The organism is Priestia sp. TRM10 (assembly GCF_057808375.1).
In genome coordinates, this window is record NZ_JBJZOT010000009.1 from 116667 (window position 1) to 138850 (window position 22184).

Genomic DNA, 22184 nt, shown 5'->3' on the forward strand with positions numbered 1-22184 from the left:
ATCCCTTCCGCTTCACATCTTAATTGGTAAAGATACTTGATTATACGCTGTTCTTCTAATATAGATTTTTCAATTCTTCACAATGTTCTCTTTCCTACGCGTCGATCTATCATACATAACATCTTCACAATAGAATTAGAGGAACGGAGAGCTTTTTCTATAGGCAAACTAAAATACTCTTCAAGAGCGGAAAAGAAGTCATATTGAGCATAAATAGCACCTTTTTCAAGCGTTTTATATATTTCCTTCCAAGTGCGCTCTGTTTCCTCTTCATTCTCAAAATCATATTGCTGTTCTTTTTTCTTTGTTCCCACTCTCTAAGATAAAGCTTACTTTCTGTCTTAATTGTACACATGCTAAAAATCTCTTTGTGATCAATCGTAATGACCGCTCTTCCTAATCCATCATGTGCTTTTCGGTAATTGATCATATGAAAATCCACTCTCTTACAAAGAGAAGCACAAAGAAAACTTAACAAATGTTTTTTAGCTTTGCTCCATTTTGGGCTATATAACAATGATGTATGTCTCTCCCTTTATATATCTATATGTTGACATATCCATATATTAACATAAAGTTATCTTTTCTTTCTATATTCCCAATAAGAAAGGGGTTTTAACTATACAACCATAAAAAAAGAGCGTTCTACAACTGTTAGAATGCTCTTTTACATAAACGATTTGAAAAAATCCTAATCTCTCAGATAACGGACTTGGTATTCTACTACTTTTGATATAACAGGCTCTTTTCATCCTTATTCTTCAATTGAAAGAGAAGGTATATCCGTCTCTTTCTTCGCTCATTATTAATCTAGTTCTTCAATATTTTTCAACTCTTTTTTAAAACTCTCATAATGCCAGTTAAGATGATCAAGTTCTGTTTCTAACTCAATTAGAAGGTCTATCATTTTTTCTTTCGTTATGTTAGTACTCACTATCTGAAGAACTAAATCCTGTATTTTAGGAGCACTTTCCAAAATATCATATAAGTCTGTTGCCACTATCTCTGTTTCTTTCTCTGATGATAGCAAAGACATACAGTGCGTTAGTCGATTAAAGTCTATCTCACCCACATTTGTTCCTCTTTTCATGTTTATTATGTAACTAAATTTCTCCTTTTTTCATACTTTTCTCCATTATATATAAAGAAGAATTATAAATCAAACGTACGTTCGCTTATTGTTTTTCTTTTCATAAAAAAAGATAGTAGAGCTAATCAACTCTTACTATCTTTCTATTTCCTATTCTATTTTTCATTTTAAATAGTTTAAGGCATATTGAGCAAGCAATGCTCCTCCATAAGGAAGAGCTTCTTCATCAAGATCAAACAATGGATGATGAAGGGGGTACACAATTCCTTTATTCTCATTTCGCACGCCTAACCTGAAAAATAACCCAGGTACTTCCCTTGTATAAAAAGCAAAGTCTTCTCCACCCATTGAAGGATTAACAATTGAAAAAGAATGTTCGCCAAGTATCGTCTTAACCGTTTCTTCTAAGGTAGGAATTAAAGAATCATCGTTAGTTAAAACCGGAGTTTCGTAGTGATAGTGAAACTTATACTCTCCGCCTAATGATGAAGTAACACCTGATATGACATTTTCCATCTTTTCTTTTATTGATGCCCTTACCTCTTCATCTAATGTTCTAACAGTTCCACCAAGACTCACAGAAGAAGCGATCGCGTTATCTGCATATCCTCCATGAATTTGACCAATCGTTAAAACAGTAGGAGTGAGCGGATCTATTTGTCTGCTCACAATTTGTTGAAGAGATGAAATAACGTTAGCAGCCATCGGAATGGGATCTTTAGAAAGGTGCGGGTGTGCAGCATGTCCACCACTACCTTTTATTTCAATATTAAAAAAATCAGATGCTGCACATACTTCTTTTTTAGAACATGTTACATGTCCTGTTTCTACCATTGGATTAACGTGCAATCCAACAATAGCATCAACTTTTGGATTTTGTAGAACGCCGTATTCAATAAGCTTTTTTGCTCCTTTTCCTGTTTCTTCAGCAGGCTGAAACAAGAGCTTAATGTTTCCTTTTTTTACTTTGTGTTCACTTAACAGCTTTGCTGCACAAAGGAGCATTGTTATATGCGCGTCATGACCACAGAGATGACCTTTTCCTTGAACTTTAGACGCATAAGAAGTTTCTTTTTCATCCTTAATAGGAAGAGCATCGATATCTGCTCTTAATGCTAGTGTTGGTCCATCACTTTCCCCTTTAATTAAAGCCACAATTCCTGTCTTAGCAACGATGTTAAAAGGAATATTCATTTCTTTTAATCTTTCCTGAATAAACTGCGATGTTTTCTCTTCTTCAAACCCAAGCTCTGGGTGTTGGTGAATATATCTTCTCCATTGAACCAAACTTTCTTTTAGTTCTTCAGCTTTCTTTCTTAGCTCATTCATATTCTCACTCATCCCCCCTTATAAAAAAAGAAAATGAAAACCTGAATTCCATATCAGTGTTTCATTTTCTTCTTGTAATCTCAATTATAAATACGCTTAGAAAACACATACTATGTTTTTCTTTACGGCTGTGAAGAAAGCTCTTTTTCTTCACGCTGATGAGGATGTCTCCAAGTAAGAGTAATGGCTACCCCAACTGCTGAGAAGAGGGCAGCAAAGTAAAATGGATAATTTAGATTAATATCAAACAAAATACCTCCAACAATAGGACCGAATACATTCCCAAGACTTGTGAACATGGAGTTCATTCCTCCAACAAATCCTTGCTCATTCCCTGCAATACGTGAGAGATACGTTGTTAAAGCAGGTCGGATTAAATCAAATCCAACAAACGTTACCATCGTGACAAGCAAAACCATATAGTAAGAATTCACAATTGTAAGCAAGAAAACAATGATCGTTGAAAAAATGAGGCTGTAGCGCACAACGCCAATTTCACCAAACCATTTTGTTAAACGCTCAAACAATGCCACTTGCACAATAACACCAAGAATAGCTCCACCTGTAATCATAATTGCGATATCTTTTGGTGTAAAAGCGAATTTATGGTCTGCAAAAAGAGAGAAAAATGATTCAAAAGCAGATAGTCCAAATGAAGAAATGAAAAGAATTAAAAATGCTATAAAATACATAGGCACAAAAATGCGTTTTAAGCGGCCTTGCCCTTTTACGATTTTTATTTCTTCATTTTCAGGGTTCCGCTGGGGTTCACGTAAAGCAACAAGAGAAAAGACAGTAGCAACTAATGCAAGCCCTGCGGCGAAAAAGAACGGCAACCGCGTACCAATTTCAGCTAAAAATCCCCCAACTCCTGGACCAACAATAAATCCCGTTGAAATAGCAGCTGACATATAGCCAAGCGCCTTAGCTCGAGTATTTAAAGTTGTAATATCTGCAATGAAAGCTGTAACTCCGGGCATAATAAAAGCAGCGCTTACTCCACCGAGCATGCGGGAAACAAATAATACTTCAACCTGCTGCCCTATTCCAAATAAAAATTCTGAAAGGCTAAAAATAATTAACCCAATAATAATCATTTTTTTACGTCCAAACTTATCAACCCACCGACCCGAGATTGGTGACACGACGAGCTGTGTGAGTGCAAAGGCAGCAACCATATACCCAACAATTGTTCCAGACAAATGAAGTTCATTCATGATAGTAGGTGTTACAGGAATTACAAGTCCAATGCCTAAAAAAGCGATAAATAGATTTGCTAATAGGATAAATAATGTTACATTCTGTTTTTCCATGGTGTTTCTCCTTTATTTTGATAAAGCTATAAACATTTAAAAGATAAGATGATTTTTACTTTTCGTTCCGAATATTGATCAAGATTAGCGAGCTTTTCTTATCATAAAATCATTTAGCAAGTAAGAAACTAATCTAGTCTCATCGTTTCCTACACTAAAGAACCCTATTCTTTCATAAAAGCGAATCTCACTATATCTTCTCTCAAACCTTCCTTTTATATTATTTTGAGCAAACCGCAGCCTTCTTTAAGAAGTGTAGAGATAAACTTCTCGTATGAATCAGCACTTTACTACACATAAGAAACATAGAAAGAAGATTTGTCGTAAACTTCTCTTTTTTGTTTTAACCTAGATTCCTCTCTATATCTACATCACTGTTATTTCTCCAGTTTTCATTATTCTCCATCCATCATGCCCCTTTCTTATCTCTGCTTTGTAAAGCTGCTAGTGTTACATTTTAAAAATCTTAAATTGACAGCTTCTTTTCCCTTTGAGATAATAACTAACGACCGTTAGGTTTTAAACAATACGAATGTATTATACTAGAAATTTCCTTCCAAAGAAAGGGGTTTAACTTCTTTGAGTTCTAAAAATTTAATTCTCACTTCTGCCCTTCATCATTTTTCAAAATATGGATTTGAAGGTGCATCCTTAGGAATGATTGCTGAAGATGCTAACATTAAAAAACCTTCCATTTATGCGCATTTCAAAAGTAAAGAAGATTTATTCATGAATGTCTTTTCCCTCGCTGAACGCGAAGTAAAAAAAAGAACATTTCAATATTTTATCGAACGATACAATCGTCTAAATATGCGAGAAACATTAGAGGCTTTTCCTTTGTTTCTCATTCGAAACTACCAAGACGAACCAAGCTTTGGATTTCTGCTTCGCCATTCTTTCTTTCCCCCGGAAGCTTTAATGAAAGAAGTGATGGATCGAACAAATCCACTGCTTGATTCGTTTCAAGAATTATTGAGAAAACGTTTTGAACGAATTCCGCAAGAAGAAATTATTGCATCCCCACAAGATGCTTCCATTGCGTATCTTACACTTGTAGACGGTATTTTAATTGAAATGCTTTTCGCATGGGAAGAAAAAGCAATGCTTCGGATGAATGCTGCATGGCCCATTTTTTGCAGGGGCGTTTTTGCAGATGAAAAGAAATAAAAGCAATAAGATAAAAGGAGTTTTATGAAATATGAATAGGGATTGGATATACGTCATTGGAGCAGGAATTGTAGAAGTTGGTTGGGTAACCGGTCTTAAGCACTCTTCAAACATTTGGGAATGGCTATTAACGGCTCTAGCGATCATAGTGAGCTTCACGCTCATTCTAAAAGCAACAAACAATCTGCCGGTTGGCACGGTTTATGCTGTTTTCACAGGATTAGGAACAGCTGGAACAGTAGCATCTGATATGCTATTGTTTGGAGAACCTTTTCAGATTGCAAAAATATTATTAATTGCTCTGCTACTAGCGGGCGTGATTGGCTTGAAGTTAATTACAGATAAAGAAGATAAACAGGAAGGAGAGCATGCATAATGGCTTGGGGATTTTTAATTGTCGCTGGTCTTTGTGAAGTACTCGGCGTGTTTGGACTTAAACGCGTTACCATTAGAAAAGATGTATTGTCTCTTCTCATGCTTATCGCTTCTTTTGCATTAAGTTTTACAATGCTTTCATTAGCGATGCGTGACCTGCCAATGGGAACCGCTTATGCGATTTGGACAGGAATCGGCACTGTTGGCGCAACCCTTGTTGGAATGTTCGTCTACAAAGAACCAAAAGAATGGCGACGCATTTTATTTATTTCAATGATTTTATGTTCTGCAATTGGATTAAAACTGTTAGGATGAACAACAAGGCCAGCTAAAAAGCTGGCCTTGTTTATTCATGTATTAAAGTGTAAATATATACTGCCACAAGAAACCCATTATTTATCACTATAATCAATTGGCATCCACTATTATTTAAGATTTGAATATATATTAAAAGCATTTCTAAAGAAGACAGACACCGCTTTGGACGGTTTATTTTCACAAGAAATATATTTATTGTGAAGTGCTTTTTAATTTTAAAAACAAGTTACATTTTTCTATGAAGATACATTGGAAATATCCATTATGCCAAAGGAACTTTGTCTGATTTTCTAGCTTTCTGACTTTCTAAATATTTTTATCACCACCATAATATTTAGAAAGATTGGAGGATAAATCAACTAGACAGAATACTATTTAATAATAGTTAATCAAAACTTTATGTTGAAACTTGTTTTTTAACATGCTAGTATAAATAACAATATGATATTGCCTTTAATACGGTCCAGTGAGGCCGAAAAGGATGGATTGATAATCTAGTAATATTTGTTTATTAACATATCCATGCCCTTTTGTCCTCTTTTGACAGAAGGGCATTTATTTTTGTTTACATTTAATACAAAATTTTCAAAACCTCTTTTAAACGAAGTTCTGTGAGACTTCAAAAGAGAATGGATAAGATGCTGTAATCGGTTTTCTAATCCATTCCTTCAAAACAAAAAGAGTTTTTACTTCAAAGAATATTACTGGAGGGTGGATTAATTTGAATTATCGTAACAAAACAGTTGTGGCATCTGTAGCAGGTTTAACATTAGAAGGCATGGACATCATGTTTATCTCTTTTGCCATGTCAATGATTGTAGCAGATTTTAACATTGATTTAGCAACAGGAGGATTTATTTCTTCAATCACAAATATTGGCATGCTTATTGGTGGAATCATTTTTGGAATTTTAGCAGATAAATTTGGCCGGGTGCGAATTTTCACTTATACGATCATCTTATTTGCAATAGGGACAGCCTTAACCGGATTAGCAGCAAATATTGAACAGGTTTATTTATTTAGATTTATCGCAGGACTTGGAGCTGGAGGAGAATATGGAATTGGTATGGCTCTTGTTGCAGAGGCTTGGCCTAAGAATAAACAAGGGAGAGCTTCCTCTTATGTAAGTATCGGTGCCCAATTTGGTGTTATTCTTGCAGCATTGCTTAGTGCCATCATTCTCCCTACCTTAGGGTGGAGAGCCTTGTTTATCATTGGAGTGCTTCCTGTTATTTTTGCCTTTATTGTTCGAAAAAATTTAAAGGAATCTCCAGAATGGCTAGCAGCAGTAAAGACGGAAAAGGTTGTCAACAAGCCCAAAAAAGTAAATTTACTTCAGCTATTTGACACTCCTAGAACAGCGATAACAACCATTACTTTAGTTGTTATGGCAACAGTTCAAATTGCAGGTTATAATGGATTGATGATTTGGCTACCATCTATGCTTCAACAATCCCAAGGTTTATCTGTTTCAGGCTCAGCGCTCTGGACTATTAGTACAGCTGTTGGAATGATTGTAGGAATGCTGACCTTTGGACGATTCATGGATCGATTTGGTGCAAAACGTGCTTTTGGAGTTTTTCTTTTAGCTTCAGCATCGGCTGTATTCTTATATTCGTACGCTGAAGGTGGTGCAGGAGTGTTAATTGGCGGGGCAATCGTAGGTTTCTTTTCAAATGGAATGTTCGCTGGGTACGGAGCATTAATAAGCAGTTATTATCCAGTTCATATTCGCAGTACGGCCACGAACACAATTTTTAATTTTGGTAGAGCAATCGGAGGATTATCACCAATTCTCGTTGGATATATTTTGCAAAGCTACGATATGACAGTAGCTATGACCTACTTAGCAGCACTATATTGTCTATCTTTAGCCTTTATGCTTACTCTTAAGAAAAGAGAATTCAATAGTAATAATGGAGTCTAGTATCTAGTCACTCCCCGCATATATCCGAAAGTTTGATATAAGGATATATGCGGGGAGCAGTCTTTTGAGGGCATCCATTTAACAAGTATCACAAAAGGATCTTCGTTTGAAGATCCTTTTATAGTCCCACCCTACTTTCAGTGCCCAACGCACGTACTTATCTCTCTTTTACCTAAAATCAAAAAGAATACGTTGATACACTGTTTTCACCTTATAACCATTCATAATTTGGCGGTAAATTTATATTTTGGAAATTATCTTTATACCAGAACCACTAGCTTTATTTATCCTTTAATAAATACAGTTTTAATAGCAGTATAGAATTCTTTCGCTGCTTCTCCTTGTTCGCGTGAGCCAGTACTAGAAGCTTTCATTCCACCAAATGGCGCTTGAAGTTCTACCCCTGCGCTTTCTGCATTGATTCGAACTAGACCAGCGTCAATATCATCAATAAATTCAAGTAAAGAACTAATATTAGATGTAAAAATAGAAGCGCTTAATCCATACCTTGTATTGTTGGCAACTTCAATGGCCTCTTCTAAATCGCTTGCTCGAAGAAGGGCAATAACGGGTCCGAAAATTTCTTCTTGAGCAATTTTCATTTCTGGTTGTACGTTTCCGAAAATAGCAGGCGTTACATAAAAACCTTTGTCAAATTCTTCACCAGTTAATGTCTCTCCACCAGTGATGAGAGTGGCACCTTCCTCTTTTCCCAATTCGATATATTTTCTCACGGTATTAAATTGGCTTTCACTAGCGCACGGTCCCATCCAAATGCCTTCTTTAAGACCATCTCCTACAGTGATTTTTTTTGTTTCCTGAACGAGTTTTTCTACAAATGAATCGTAAATCCCATTTTCTACAATGACACGACTTGATGCTGTACATTTTTGACCTGTTGAACGAAAACCACCGCTAATTACTGCTTCAACTGCTGCATCTAAATTGGCATCTTTTGTCACGATGACAGGGTTTTTCCCCCCCATCTCCAATTGAAATTTAATACCACGTGATGACGCAGATTTTGCAACTCTCTCACCAACACTTTCAGAACCTGTAAATGTGATAGCATCTAAAAGTGGATGGTCAATCAACTGCTGACCTATTACAGATCCAGAACCTGTAATAAAGTTCAATACCCCCTTTGGAAGCCCTGCCCTATCAAAACATTCTACTACTTTTGCAGCGGTCACCGCTGCTTCGGTTGCTGGTTTAAATACGACTGTATTTCCATACACAAGAGCAGGAGCAATCTTCCAAATTGGAATAGCAACCGGAAAATTCCAAGGTGTGATAATACCAACAACACCAAGTGGAGTCCGTCTTGTAAACATAAGAGCATCCTTATCAGAAGAAGGGATAACATCTCCGTCTTTCCTCATCCCTTCACCAGCATAGTACCGAAGGATTGCAACGCCTCTAGCTGTTTCTCCCTTTGCTTCGGGAAGCGTTTTTCCCATTTCCTTTGTCATCGTTTCAGCAATCTCGTCCAAATTTTCCTCAAGAATGTTTGCTACTTTAAATAGAAATTGACCTCTTTCTGCCTGTCCCATTTTCCTCCAAGACTTTTTAGCTCCATGCGCTGCTTTAATGGCTTTTTCTAAATCCCCTTTTATTGATTTTTGAGTATAGCCTACAATTTCGTTTTTATTAGCAGGATTGATACTCGCTTCTACTTGTTCATTTAAGCTACTTACCCATTCACCATTTATATGATTTAAATATGTTTTTGCTTTTGTACTTACAGTCATCCTAATCATAACACCCTTTCTTGAAAAATAGAGAATGGGTACAACCTATTAAAGATCACTGTACCCATTCAGATAGATTTTATAGTTTTTTAAAAATCAAACAGTTACTCTCTTAGAATAATGGAAAGCCTCTTCTATTTTTTGATACTGTTCTTTGCTTAACGGTAAACGAGGTGGACGTGTAGGTCCTACTGGTTTACCAGCTAGTTCCATCATGTATTTAATAGATTGAACTAGTTGAGGACTAGCATCATAACGAAAAAGAGGTAAAAGGTGCTTATACAGCTTAAGTGCTTCCTTTACTTTCCCTTCTCTTCCTAGATGAAATAATTCTACACCTTCTTTTGGTAAGGCATTTGGAACACCAGAAATCCAACCCGTAGCTCCAACTAAAGCTCCTTCAAGAGCAAGATCATCTACTCCAACCATTACTTCAAGATCAGTTTTTTCTAAGATTTCTTGCATACGACGTACATCACCTGAAAATTCTTTGACGCCAACTACATTTTCAAACTTCGAAATTTCAGCTAGTAAGTCAGGAGTTAAATCTGTAGGATAATCTTTTGGATTATTATATGCAACGATTGGAAGCCCAACTTCAGATAATGCTTTGTAGTGTTCAATAATTTCATTCTCTAGAGGTTTATAGTTGATTGGAGGTAAAGCCATAATACCTGCTGCACCATGTTCTTTTGCATGCTGTACCCATTTTACAGACTGAGCAGTTGACGGTGCACCTGAACCAACTAAAACAGGCACTCGACCATTAGCCGCTTCTATTACAGTTTCTACTAATTTTGCTCTCTCTTCAGCTGTAAGAGTAGCATATTCTCCTAAAGATCCCCCTGGAACGAGTCCGTCTACCCCTTGGTCAATTAACCAATTACATAGTTCTGTTAATCTAACATAATCTACTTGATAATCTTTCGTAAAAGGGGTAACAAGTGCCACATAAACTCCATTGAATTTTGCCATCATAAATTCCTCCTAATTGATCTGATTTCTTAAACACTTACCTTTTTAAAAAAGGTTTTATTTAATTTTTTGATTTCATCTTGCAAAGATTGGACATTAAAGATCTTTTTTAGTTAATAATTCAAGAATAAAATGCACTTCTTTCTTGGAACCAAAAGATTTATATTCTAACGAATCCCTCCTCAGCTTATTTATAAAGTGCTAGTTAATAAAAAAATAAAAGTTGAAGTGTCACTTCATTTATATCGACCTTATCATACAATCCACCTCTTGTAAACTAAATTTTCTGAATATTTTTAAACTATTCTATATTGCTATTTATTTTGTTTATTATTCATAGGAAATCTTTTCAATTGTTTGATTTTGAATAAAATAAGATTATAATAAAATTAAAGTTCCACTTTAATTTTCAAACCAAAGCAAGTTATATTATTAACTACAATTTTTATCATATATGTTAGAGAGGTATAAAGAATGGATGATTTAATCGGATCTAAAATAAAGAAATTGCGAAAAGAACGAAAACTAACGCTAAAACAAGTATCAGAGAAAACCAATCTTTCTATCAGTTTTTTATCACAAGTGGAACGTTTAAAATCATCTATTACACTTGAATCATTAAAAAAGATTTCTGACGCACTTAATGTCAATCCAGGCTACTTTTTTTCGGAGTCAGAGAAAAAGACTAAATCGACCATTATACGAAACTCTTTAAACGATTTAAATAGTAGACCGAGTAGCTTTATTTATAAAGATCTATCTAAAAATATAGAAAATCCACTTTTTGCTCCTTTGTTAGTTATGCTCAAACCGGGTGAAAATAGAGGAAGTTCGTATTCACATCAAGGCCAAGAGTTTCTTTACGTTTTGGAAGGTACTCTTACTGTCCTTATTGACGATGAAGAATACGATTTACATCCTCTTGACTGTATTTATTTAGACTCAGCTACCCCACACAATTGGATTAACCATACTGATGCCGATGTGAAATTTTTATGCGTTTCCTCCAATCCTATCTGATATGCAAAAATTTTGATTTGAAGTAAAAATGCCATACTAAATGAAGTTAAGATGAGTTAAATACTTAAATTAGCAGATTCATCATTAGGGTGAACTCTGCTCAAACTCGTAAAAAGTTTATTTATAAATCAAACTATCTTTGCGTTGAAAAATAGAGACTCCTCCATAGCTCCCGCATTTTATTCCTCCCGCTGTCAATCTTAGGATTGAATTGGATTGTAGCTTGCCTCCGCACAGTGCAAACATTTTGTATTGCTTGTTGTAGCTGCTGATCAATTGTTTCTGACTTTTGTCCAGCATATTTGGCAATTGACAAGCCTGCAGTTGTTCCTTGGGCCATAGCAATTTTGCCACTTTCAATCCCGGTGATATTACCCGCTACAAATAACCCATCAAGAGGGGTTTCCATCGTCTCTGAATGATGGGGCACATGGCCGCCAAGTTCTGGAATGTATTGAAATGGACAACCAGCCACAGCAGCGAGCTCTGCCAGCGGATATAAGCCTCCTGCTATACAGACAAAATCTGCCTCGTAAATCGTCTGGGACCCAGCAATAACATTACCATTAGCATCAGTATCAGCGGCACGAACTCCTTCCACCCTATCCTTGCCTATGATTTCAAGTGCCGCTTTACGGAGCTGGAGAGGGGTCCCGTTCACTTTCATGCCGTTTTTGGGATAAAAATTCAAACCGATTTTTCTCATTCGATCATTTTTCATGAAATGACTCCCAATGCGTAATAATGGCGATGGAGCTAGATGAGCTGCGTTTAAAAGGGATTTCATAACCTCCTCTGGTTCACCTGCTTTTTGGCTAAGGGGACTTTTTTCCGGAAGTATCACCCGATCAACCTTAATGCCAGCTAGTTGTAATTCATTTAAGATCGCAAATGCTAAAATATTTGCTCCGATAATGATCCCTTTTTTGCCGACTTGGACGCGGTGGACATTCGTCATTACTTGAGCCGCACCAATCGACATTACACCAGGAAGAGTCCAACCCGGGAGCGGAATAGGGTATTCGGCGGCTCCAGTAGCTACTAATACAAATGGTGCTTCCAGCGTACCTGAACTTGTATGCACATTCCATAGGTGTTCTTCTTTTTCTAAATTATAAACCGATACACCACAACAAATATCGACCGATAATCTTTTCGCTTCTTGATGGAGTCGTTCTGATTCTTTAATACCATTCCACCATTCACCAGAAGGTTCTTGATGAAGTTGTCCAAGCAAACGGCCACCTGGCTTTATAAATTCATCAATAACTTTTACTTTGAGACCAAAGCTCGCACAGGCAATAGCTCCTGCTAATCCCGCTGGCCCTCCTCCAATTACAATCACATCAATCATTGCTTTTCCACCATCTCTCTCACAATATTTGGATGACGTTTTCCACTTTCAACAATCATGTCTTTTTCTACAGTTGTTAAGCAAGCTCTGACGTTTTTTTGATTATTGACTGTTACACGACACTCCAAGCAATGACCGATATTGCAATAAATACCTCTAGGTGTTCCGCTATCTTCGTGAACACGGAGTTTTCTAATTCCGTTCGCTAAAAGAGCAGCAGCAATTGTTTCACTTTCGTAGGCTTCATATGTAACTCCATCAAACCGAAAAGAAATACGTTCTCTACTATCTAAACTGCCTAGAATAGGATGATCCAATATTCTACTCATTGCTTTTCACCTACTGTTCCAAACGTTACCGGTCGAATTGGTGGCTGGTATTTTAGCGGAATTTCACTAGAGGACACATTAGGAATGACACTTTCGATAATCTTATCTAATGTTAGCCTGCATGTACGGCCACCACAAAAACCCATACCTGCCCTTGTTCTTAATTTCAATTCTCTCGCTGTGCATGTATGTTCATTTGCTGTTGATCGAAGTTGCTCATAAGTAACTTCCTCACAGCGACAAATAACAACGCTCTCTTTTTTAGGCATTTGTATTCCTCCTCTAATCTCTTTATATAAAAATATTATGCAAGAAACGTGCCAACTTAGAGATGAAAGAGGATTAATTTATACCAAGCCGCTTCAATCGATTGTATAAAGTAGCTCTTGTAATACCGAGCTGCTTAGCGCATTCTAATTTGTTTCCATCTAAAATGTGTAACGCTCTTTCGATTATTTTTTTCTCATGTTGATTCATTTCTTCTTGGAGCGGTAGTATTGTAGAGTCATTTTCTTTAATTACAACAGATGCATTCTTTGGAGTACTTTCAAAGCTGATATTACTTGTATTAAAGGGCAAATATTCTCTTTTTATGACGCCATCTGTCGCAAATACGATAAGCCGTTCAACGATATTGCGAAGTTCGCGAATATTGCCAGGCCAATCATACCGAAGCATTTCCTGTATTACCTCTGGAGGAAATTCATGAATAGGTCGTTGATAACTTAATGAAAAATCATTTAAAAAATAGTGAGTTAATTCAATAATATCTTCTTTCCGTTCCCTTAAAGGAGGGATGTTTAGACTGACTACATTTAAGCGATAATATAAATCCTCTCGAAACTTCCCTTCTTTCATTAGTTCATGTAAATCACGATTTGTAGCCGCAATGAGACGAAAGTTGATATCAATTTCTTTCTCTCCCCCAACGCGATAATATCTCCGCTCTTGAAATACCCGTAGAAGCTTTACTTGCATTTCGAGCGGCATTTCACCTATTTCATCAAGAAATAATGTCCCTCCTTTTGCTAATTCTATTTTTCCTTTTTTTCCTTTACTGTTAGCCCCTGAGAAGGCGCCGCGCTCATACCCAAACAATTCACTTTCAAATAAAGATGCTGGTATTGCACCGCAATTAATTGAAATAAAAGGTGCGTTTGGCTCTTCGCTCGCTTCATGAATAGCTTTAGCGAACACTTCTTTCCCCACACCACTCTCCCCTAGTATTAAAACTGTAGATTTAACAGAACACACCTTTCTAGCCAAGTTCACTGTTCTTTGTAAGGCAGAACTCTTTCCTTTAATGGAATGAAAGGGATCAGATGAATCCTTATACTTCGCTACTTCTTGTTCTAAACGATGTACTTCGTTGGACATGTTAAATAACTTTTCATTAAGTGCTACTTGATTCGTGACATCTGTTTCTGAGACGACTGCACCGATAATCTCTCCCTCTAAATAAACAGGATTAGAGTTAATTAAGACAAATAAATCAGATCGAGGCTGATGGTAATGACCTACAATACTTTTTCCTTTATACAAGGATTGCAATATTTCTAATTTTTTGTAGTCAAAAAAATCAGTAATAGGCTGCCCCATTATATCTTGACGGGTAACCGAGAATATCTTTTCCGCTCCTTCCGTCCATGTGCAAACGTTCTCGTTAGCATCAATAACCGTAACTGAGGCATCTGAAGTTTGAATAATAGTCTTATAAAATGCTTTCAATTGATTGTAATAGTTATAAAGAAAACGAATCATTTTGGAGGCTGTTATACAGCCTATAGGTTTTTTGTTTGAATCTAGAATAACAACTGCAGAATGATGGTTAAATGCTTCTAACAATGTAGAGAATGACTCATTCTCATCTAAGGTCTTACATAGAAGTTCAACTGTTTGGGCTGTTGAACGATAATAAAATTCACCGTTTTTTCGTTCAATGTGACTCCTATCAAACGATACATTCATTATTAGTTCTTTTACTGACGGTAATGAAAATACCATAATGTTCCCCTCCTAAACTGTAAAAAACAATCAACACTGTATAAAAAATTATACAGTTGTTCATAAAATGTTCAAAATATTTTTACAATAAATTTTGTTATTAGTTAAGAGGTAATCAATATTGTGTTTTTTAAAATTAAGAAAACCAGACTGAATCAATATTTAATAAATGTCTAGTTATATAAATAAAATGTCGCACTTTCTAAAAAAACAGTGTTTTTCCTTACTTTTGTTTCACACATTTTCATGTTCTTGGGTCTCTGTCAATCAGATCTAACATCAGAAGATAGAAAAATATTCTCTATATACAGAGGTTTGAACTAAGTTGGCACATTAATTGCAATATTTAACGATGAAACAATTTCACCGAGGGGAGAAAAGATATGTGAGACACTGTGACGTTTTAGTAATTGGTGGAGGAATTATTGGCTGTTCAATAGCCTATTATGCTTCTAAATATGGTAGGGATGTAACCATAATTGAAAAAGGAGAATTTGTCAGTGGCACGTCTTCACGATGTGACGGCAATATTTTGGCAATTGATAAAGACCCGGGTTTTGATAGTCAAATGACGTTATTTAGCCAGGAGTTAGTAGATACATTAAGCAGAGAATTAGAGCACCCTTTTGAATACCGAGCTCCAGGAAGCATTCTTGTTTGTGAGTCAGACGAAGAGATGGAAGCAGCCCAAAAATGGGTCGACCGTCAAAAAGCCGCTGGTTTACCATTCCGAATGCTTGACCGACAGGATATTAAGCAGGAGTCCCCCTTTTTTGCAGATGACTTATTAGGCGGATTAGAATGTGCTACTGATTCTACGGTTAACCCTTATCTACTAGCCTTTTCTCTTCTCAAGGAAGCAAAAAAATTAGGAGCCAAAGCCTTCAAACATACTGAAGTTATGGAGATAAAAAAACAAAACAGCCGTTCATTTACTGTAGAAACGTCTAACGGAGTGTTTACTGCAAATCATGTCGTCAATGCTGCTGGGGTATGGGCTCCTCGAATAGGAAGAATGCTCGATCTTTCGATACCAATTGAACCGCGAAAAGGACATATTATCGTTGCCTCAAGACAAGAACATGTGGGAGCTCGGAAAGTAATGGAGTTTGGTTACCTAATTTCTAAATTTGGTGGACAGCGTCGTGTTGATCCACTAACTGAAAAATACGGGGTTGCACTTGTTTTTGAACCAACGGAAAGTCAGAATTTTTTAATTGGAAGCAGCAGAGAATTTGTTGGTTTTAATACAAAAGTAAACAATGAAATCATCAAATGTATTGCTAACAGAGCAATCCGCTTTTATCCGAAAATGGCAGATATGATGGTAATTCGTTCGTATGCAGGGCTGAGACCATGGACGGAAGACCATTTGCCAATCGTTTCACGGGTGGACAAGATTCCAAACTATTATATTGCAGCTGGTCATGAAGGTGATGGCATCAGCTTAGCAGCAGTAACAGGAAAAATAGTTGAAGAATTAATTAATAAAAAAGAAACGTCTATTCCTATTGAACCGCTTAGCTTTAATCGTTTTAAAGAAAGGGTGTTGGGTCGATGAGAGCACAAAAAATCTTTACAACAATTGATACACATACAGGTGGCAATCCAACGAGGACGCTGATTAGTGGTCTTCCGGAACTAGTAGGAAAAACCATGTCGGAAAAAATGCTTTATATGCAAAAGAAGTATGACTGGATCCGCAAGCTTTTAATGAATGAACCCCGGGGTCATGATGTTATGTCTGGTGCTTTGTTAACCGATCCGTGCCATCCAGAAGCAGATATTGGCGTAATTTACATAGAAACCGGTGGATATCTACCAATGTGTGGGCATGATACGATTGGTGTATGTACTGCTTTAATTGAATCAGGATTAATCCCTGTCCAGGAGCCGGTTACTTCATTAAAATTAGATACGCCTGCTGGACTCATCGAGGTGGATATTTCCGTTGAAAATGGAAAAGCAAAAGAAGTTTCCTTTTGCAATATTCCAGCATTTCTTTTAAAGAAAGTTTCCGTTGCTGTCGAAGGAATTGGACGTATTGATGCTGACATTGCATATGGTGGGAATTTTTATGCGATTATTGATGCTAAATCTGTTGGATTGGATTTAATTCCAGAGAATGCTTCCACCATAATCGAAAAAGCCATCAACATTCGAAACACCATTAATGAAAAAACAGAAATTATTCACCCACAATATTCATTTATTCGAGGGTTAACTCATGTTGAATTTTTCACTGAACCAACTCATGAAGAAGCAGATGTAAAAAACACAGTGATTGTCCCTCCAGGAGGAATTGATCGTTCTCCATGCGGAACAGGTACCTCTGCTAAATTAGCCGTGCTATATAGTAATCAAGAAATTTCAATTGGCGAAGATTTTGTTCATGAAAGTATTGTTGGTTCCCTATTTAGAGGACGTGTATTGGAAACAACAGATGTGGAAAGTCATGAAGCTGTAGTGACTAGAATCACAGGATCTGCTTGGTTAATGGGGTTGCATCAATTCTTCTACAACGAAAAAGATCCACTTAAAGAAGGGTTCTTGCTTATTCCCCCTATGCAACATGAAACGGAGGACGTAAAATGAAGATTCAAAAAATGTACTCAACAATAGATGTACACGTAGCTGGTGAAGCTTTTCGTATTATCAAAGACGTACCTTTCATTCATTACCAAAACTTGAAACAATTAAATAAACAGCTTTCGTATGTTTTTCTAGAAGAAATCAACCTTTTATTAAATGAACCACGAGGGTTCGCAGGCATAAATGGCTGTCTTATTATTCCGCCGGTTAATCAGGAAGCAGATGCTGCAGTCATATTTTTAAATCATGAAGGAACCGTCCCTCTTCATTATGGTGGCATTGTTGCCGTGATTACAGCTTTACTGGAATGCGGCTATTTAAAACCAAGGGCGTCAAATAAATACAAAATTGAAACAGTCAGTGGTGTGATCCCAGTTACTGCTACTATAGAAAATAATGAAGTCGTTTCGGTTTTGATAGAAAGTGAACCATGTCAAGTAACCCACGTAAATGTTCCATCGCCTTATGAGCATTTAAATTCCCGCTTCTCTCTCGTACAAGCCGATCAATTATATGCTGTGTTTGAAAAATGCGATACTTCTGCAGAGATTCGTATTGAAGAGCTTTCCGAATTGAAGAAATGGGGAAAAACAGTCCTTCAGTCTCTCAAATCAAAAACACCTGTAAAAAGTATCATTTTAATGGATACTTCCCATCTAGAAGAGAAGCGAATTAAAACGCTCACTTTTCGTAATGATGAGTATATAGTTCGTTCCCCTGGCTTTGGATCAACAATGGCATGTTATACAAGCTTGCTTTCTAATAGTAGATTGTACATGGAACCACCATTTGTAAATGAAAGTATTTTTGAGAGCTCTTTGACTGTACAATTTGCCAAACAAACAGAAAGTGGATATGCGTTTGCGTTGGCAAGCCGTGGCTTTATTACAGGAATGCAAAAATTTATATTAGATCCGACAGATCCTTTACCAACTGGTTTCTTATTAAAATAATTCACATAAAAAAAGCAACTAATAACTCCATTTGGCCTAGCTGCAGGTGTGTGATCAAAAAAGTATGGAATTATAAATTAATGATTACAATATAAGCACCGCAGCCCCATTTGGTAGCTATAAACACTCAGCCGTCCAAAACGAATTGTCTTTTATGCACTTGAAAACTGGTACTAACAGCCTTTTATTTTTCTGAATATTTAAATAATTAATATCTTTTTTCTTAGAAATACAAACATTATATTAAGGAGGAATTGGATGGAAAAATTAGTGGAATGGTTAGTTGGACAAGTATGGAGCCTCGGATTAGTTGTCTTTGCCCTTGGAGCGGGATTGTTTTTCTCGATTATGACCCGCTTTCTACAGATACGCTATTTTAAAGAAATGATTAAATTGCTGTTCGAAGGCAAAAGTTCTGATTCAGGAGTATCATCTTTTCAGGCTTTTTGTATGGCTCTAGCAGGACGTGTAGGAATTGGTAATATAGCAGGTGTAGCGACAGCTATTGCCTTTGGAGGTCCAGGGGCGGTGTTCTGGATGTGGATTATGGCTCTATTAGGAGGAGCCAGTGCTTTTATCGAATCCACTCTTGCCCAAGTATACAAAAGTAAAGTAGGAAATGAATACCGAGGAGGTACACCCTACTTTATTGAAAAAGGTTTAAAGATAAAATGGTTTGCTTCGTTAGTCGCTATCGTTGTTACCATTTCCTATGGATTCTTATTGCCTGGTATACAATCAAGTACTATTGCTGTTGGATTTGAAAATACATCCGGTATAAATAAGGGCATCACTGGAGTTTTATTGGTTGTTTTGCTTGCAATAATCATTTTTGGTGGTGTTAAGCGAATTGCTAATGTCGCAGACAAAATAGTTCCCTTCATGGCTGTAGGGTATGTGGTCGTTACATTCATTATTTTATTTGCAAATATGAAGGAAGTTCCCGCTATGTTCGCCCTTATATTCTCAAGTGCATTTGGTGTGAATGAGGCCTTTGGTGGGATTGTTGGGGCAGCGATTTCCTGGGGGGTTAAAAGAGCCGTGTTTTCAAATGTTGCTGGTGTTGGGGAAGGAACATATAGTTCGGCGGCAGCTGAAGTTTCCCACCCTGCCAAGCAAGGGTTAGTCCAAGCATTTTCAGTCTATATCGATACAATTGTTGTATGTACAGCGACGGCTCTTATGATTCTTGTAACCGGTATGTATAGCGTTACTCCAGAAGGAAAAGAACCCATTGTGGAAACGATGGGGAATATTGAAGCTGGCCCCATCTATACTCAGGAAGCAGTAGACACTGTATTACCGGGATTTGGATCAATATTTGTATCTATTGCCATCTTCTTCTTTGCCTTCACCACGCTAATGGCTTATTATTATATTGCCGAAACGACCCTTATCTATCTTGATAAAAAACTAAAAATGCAGTGGTTGAAAACGATTCTGAAAATCGTATTTTTATTTATGGTTTATATCGGAAGTATTGAGTCAGCATCTTTATTATGGGCTCTAGGGGATTTAGGTATAGGCAGCATGGCTTGGCTTAATCTTATTGCTATTTTACTTCTAACAAAACCAGCTTTAAAAGTATTAAAAGATTATGAAGCTCAAAGAAAAGCAGGAAAAGATCCAATTTTCGATCCAAGCAAAGTAGAAATAGATGGAGCGGATTTCTGGGAAGAAAAATACAGAGAGATAGAGAGTGAGGCTTCCAAAGATAAAGTGTCTACTGGTGGACCAGGGACAAAAATAATGCAATAAAGAGATAGAATATCAATCCCCTCATTAATAACTTGTAGAGAGTATATGAAACTCATACTGGTAAAGAACCACCCCTAGTAACTAGCAAACGATTTCCTGTAAGAGGCTGACTTATAAAGCTAATCCAAACAATTAACGGATAAGTTCTTATTGATTTTGGGAAGACATCCTCCTTCCTTCGGGATAGGCAGAATTCTTAACTAAGATTATGATAGGAGGTTTAGAAATATATATAAGGCCAAGACTTTTTTAAAAAAGTGCTTGGCCTTTTTTATTCCTTGCCTCAGTAAACATCTAAGGAATTCTCACCATGTTATGCAAGGTTGTTCTTACTGCACCTGGTGCTTTAATTAGGAGTTTAAAAAATTCTTCTACTTTTCCTCCCAAACCGATTTCATATAAGTCTACCCCAAAGATTTGTGCATTTGTTAGGATAGGTTTTAAATGATTACGAACAGAATTTGGATTTCCAAACTCTATCTTTTGAATATGTTGCTGTACTTCTTCTAGCAGAGGATCTGGACTAAGCGTGAATACTTCACCATCATCATTAATCCCCATTAAATAACGACACCAAGCTGCAATTGTTAATGGAATAAAAGTTAAGTTGTTTACATCTAGGTCGTCTCTTTCTACATATAATTTTAATGTTTCTCCAAAACGAATGCCTAGCTTTTGTGAAGTATCTGTTGCGATTCGTTGTGGTGTATCTGGGTTGTTCGGATTCGCAAAGCGTATTTCAATTACTTCTTTCAAAAATTCCCTCGGATTAATAATCCCAGGATCCACCACTACTTTCATACCTTCAACATACCCAATTTTCTCTACTAATGCCTTCAAATCTTTATCCTTCATCTCGGCAGCAATCGACGTATAATTAAGCAAACAACCGAATATGGCTAATGCTGTGTGCAGCGGATTCAAACAAGTGCATACTTTCATCCTTTCTACGCGATCCACAACTTCTCTTTCTGTAAAATACACACCAACTTTTTCTAAAGACGGTCTTCCATTTGGAAAAGAATCTTCAATAACAAGGTATTCAGATTCTTCAGTATTCACAAAAGGCGCTATTGTTGGTCCATTTTTTCGCGTTTGAATTAAATCTATACTTCCAAATCCTACTTCTTTCAATTTCTCTTGTACATCTAAAGAAGGATGCGGAGTAATTTTATCAATCATACTCCATGGAAACGTAATAACATTCTCATCATTTAAATACTCAATAAACCCTTGATCTACAGTATTCATTTCCTTCCACATAGAAGCTACTGTCATAACAGCCTCTTTTAACTTATCCCCATTATGAGAAAAATTATCTGTACTTACCAATGCTAATGGTACTTTCCCATTCCGATATCGTTCAAATAAAAGTGCTGTTAATATTACTATTGTATGTTTTGGGTTATCAAGTCCTTGCTCAATTTCTTTTTGAATAGAACATTGGATTTTACCCTCAATATCTTTTAAATTATATCCTTTTTCAGTAATGGTAAGTGTTATAAATTGCAGAGAAGGATTCCTGAAGATTTCCTTCAACCTTTTCCAAGATGAAGTTTTAGAATCTGCTGTGATACTTTCTGCAACACTTGCTATGACTTCCATATCCAACGTTCCATCTACTTTCATGGTAACATCTAAACACAAATTATCGTAAGGATGATAAGCTTTTTCTATCTTGCCATCATTGCTAGTTGAAACAACAATAATTCCCTTATCCGCTTCTTTTAATTCTATTAAATGATGTTGTAAGACCGAGTGGAAGGCTCTAAACAAATTTCCTCCTCCAATGTGTAACCAAAGGGGCTCTTTTTTTGTAGCTTCCCAAACTTCCTCAAAGTTATATTCCGGTGTTTTGATCCCTATCTTCTCAAAGCAATCTTTTTTATTTTTTAGTTCTTCTTTTCCTAATCGCAGCATTTGTACACC

The 22184-nt window shown here is 36.6% G+C and carries 19 protein-coding genes and 1 pseudogene; 9 read left to right on the forward strand and 11 right to left on the reverse strand.

All coding sequences use genetic code 11. The annotated features are described in order from the left end of the window. Positions 1-77: 77 nt before the first annotated feature. From ACK3CR_RS07520 to norA, 4 genes and pseudogenes are all read right to left on the reverse strand, one after another. A pseudogene (locus ACK3CR_RS07520) lies at positions 78-442 on the reverse strand (SF0329 family protein). Between the two features lie 363 nt (positions 443-805). Beyond that, positions 806-1072, reverse strand: a complete 267-nt coding sequence (locus ACK3CR_RS07525) for a hypothetical protein (RefSeq protein ID WP_410915110.1) — start codon at positions 1070-1072, stop codon at positions 806-808. A 180-nt stretch (positions 1073-1252) separates the two neighbouring features. Then, positions 1253-2431: a M20 metallopeptidase family protein gene (locus ACK3CR_RS07530; protein ID WP_488975187.1), complete on the reverse strand. Its 1179-nt coding sequence runs from the start codon at positions 2429-2431 to the stop codon at positions 1253-1255. A gap of 110 nt (positions 2432-2541) precedes the next feature. Next, complete coding sequence (gene norA / locus ACK3CR_RS07535) at positions 2542-3732, reverse strand: multidrug efflux MFS transporter NorA (protein WP_243519839.1); 1191 nt, start codon at positions 3730-3732, stop codon at positions 2542-2544. 579 nt (positions 3733-4311) lie between these two features. Here norA and ACK3CR_RS07540 point away from each other — a divergent pair. The 4 genes from ACK3CR_RS07540 to ACK3CR_RS07555 all read left to right on the forward strand — a co-directional run bounded on the left by ACK3CR_RS07540 (position 4312) and on the right by ACK3CR_RS07555 (position 7519). Then, positions 4312-4899, forward strand: a complete 588-nt coding sequence (locus ACK3CR_RS07540; protein WP_113753979.1) for a TetR/AcrR family transcriptional regulator — start codon at positions 4312-4314, stop codon at positions 4897-4899. 31 nt (positions 4900-4930) lie between these two features. Next, entirely contained in the window at positions 4931-5275 is a 345-nt protein-coding gene (locus ACK3CR_RS07545; protein WP_061805545.1) for a DMT family transporter, read from the forward strand. Further along, positions 5275-5589: a DMT family transporter gene (locus tag ACK3CR_RS07550; protein ID WP_061805544.1), complete on the forward strand. Its 315-nt coding sequence runs from the start codon at positions 5275-5277 to the stop codon at positions 5587-5589. The genes ACK3CR_RS07545 and ACK3CR_RS07550 overlap by 1 nt, the downstream gene beginning before the upstream one ends. Before the next feature lie 724 nt (positions 5590-6313). Next, positions 6314-7519 carry an MFS transporter gene (locus tag ACK3CR_RS07555; RefSeq protein WP_328124304.1) on the forward strand — a complete coding sequence of 402 codons (1206 nt, stop codon included), beginning with the start codon at positions 6314-6316 and terminating at the stop codon, positions 7517-7519. Positions 7520-7803: 284 nt separating this feature from the next. Here the strand turns inward: ACK3CR_RS07555 and gucD are convergent, their stop codons facing one another. Next, positions 7804-9270, reverse strand: coding sequence for an alpha-ketoglutaric semialdehyde dehydrogenase GucD (gucD, locus tag ACK3CR_RS07560; protein ID WP_488975188.1), 1467 nt, complete (start codon positions 9268-9270; stop codon positions 7804-7806). A 96-nt stretch (positions 9271-9366) separates the two neighbouring features. Continuing rightward, positions 9367-10245 carry a dihydrodipicolinate synthase family protein gene (locus tag ACK3CR_RS07565; protein WP_328124406.1) on the reverse strand — a complete coding sequence of 293 codons (879 nt, stop codon included), beginning with the start codon at positions 10243-10245 and terminating at the stop codon, positions 9367-9369. A gap of 474 nt (positions 10246-10719) precedes the next feature. Between ACK3CR_RS07565 and ACK3CR_RS07570 the strand changes: the two genes are divergently transcribed. After that, positions 10720-11265, forward strand: coding sequence for a helix-turn-helix domain-containing protein (locus ACK3CR_RS07570; protein WP_328124306.1), 546 nt, complete (start codon positions 10720-10722; stop codon positions 11263-11265). 133 nt (positions 11266-11398) lie between these two features. Here ACK3CR_RS07570 and ACK3CR_RS07575 read toward each other — a convergent pair whose 3' ends face one another. The 4 genes from ACK3CR_RS07575 to ACK3CR_RS07590 form a co-directional block, all read right to left on the reverse strand. Beyond that, positions 11399-12619 (reverse strand): NAD(P)/FAD-dependent oxidoreductase, encoded by a 1221-nt coding sequence (locus ACK3CR_RS07575; protein ID WP_410914751.1) that lies wholly within the window; start codon positions 12617-12619, stop codon positions 11399-11401. Beyond that, positions 12616-12948: a (2Fe-2S)-binding protein gene (locus ACK3CR_RS07580; protein ID WP_430238165.1), complete on the reverse strand. Its 333-nt coding sequence runs from the start codon at positions 12946-12948 to the stop codon at positions 12616-12618. The genes ACK3CR_RS07575 and ACK3CR_RS07580 overlap by 4 nt, the downstream gene beginning before the upstream one ends. Then, positions 12945-13217 (reverse strand): (2Fe-2S)-binding protein, encoded by a 273-nt coding sequence (locus ACK3CR_RS07585; RefSeq protein WP_488975189.1) that lies wholly within the window; start codon positions 13215-13217, stop codon positions 12945-12947. Before ACK3CR_RS07585 ends, ACK3CR_RS07580 begins: the two co-directional genes overlap by 4 nt. Before the next feature lie 73 nt (positions 13218-13290). Beyond that, positions 13291-14952, reverse strand: coding sequence for a sigma-54 interaction domain-containing protein (locus tag ACK3CR_RS07590; protein ID WP_488975190.1), 1662 nt, complete (start codon positions 14950-14952; stop codon positions 13291-13293). Between the two features lie 385 nt (positions 14953-15337). Here ACK3CR_RS07590 and ACK3CR_RS07595 point away from each other — a divergent pair, with 385 nt between their 5' ends. The 4 genes from ACK3CR_RS07595 (at position 15338) to ACK3CR_RS07610 (ending at position 20255) form a co-directional block, all read left to right on the forward strand. Then, positions 15338-16513, forward strand: coding sequence for an NAD(P)/FAD-dependent oxidoreductase (locus ACK3CR_RS07595; RefSeq protein ID WP_488975191.1), 1176 nt, complete (start codon positions 15338-15340; stop codon positions 16511-16513). Further along, on the forward strand, positions 16510-17547 hold the full coding sequence (locus ACK3CR_RS07600; protein WP_488975192.1) for a proline racemase family protein: 1038 nt from the start codon (positions 16510-16512) through the stop codon (positions 17545-17547). The genes ACK3CR_RS07595 and ACK3CR_RS07600 overlap by 4 nt, the downstream gene beginning before the upstream one ends. Then, on the forward strand, positions 17544-18497 hold the full coding sequence (locus tag ACK3CR_RS07605; RefSeq protein ID WP_488975193.1) for a proline racemase family protein: 954 nt from the start codon (positions 17544-17546) through the stop codon (positions 18495-18497). Before ACK3CR_RS07600 ends, ACK3CR_RS07605 begins: the two co-directional genes overlap by 4 nt. Positions 18498-18755: 258 nt before the next feature. Beyond that, positions 18756-20255 (forward strand): alanine/glycine:cation symporter family protein, encoded by a 1500-nt coding sequence (locus ACK3CR_RS07610; protein WP_328124319.1) that lies wholly within the window; start codon positions 18756-18758, stop codon positions 20253-20255. A 294-nt stretch (positions 20256-20549) separates the two neighbouring features. On the opposite strand, the gene ACK3CR_RS07615 is transcribed toward ACK3CR_RS07610, so the two are convergent. Beyond that, positions 20550-22175: a mannitol dehydrogenase family protein gene (locus ACK3CR_RS07615; protein WP_430238156.1), complete on the reverse strand. Its 1626-nt coding sequence runs from the start codon at positions 22173-22175 to the stop codon at positions 20550-20552. Positions 22176-22184: the final 9 nt, after the last annotated feature.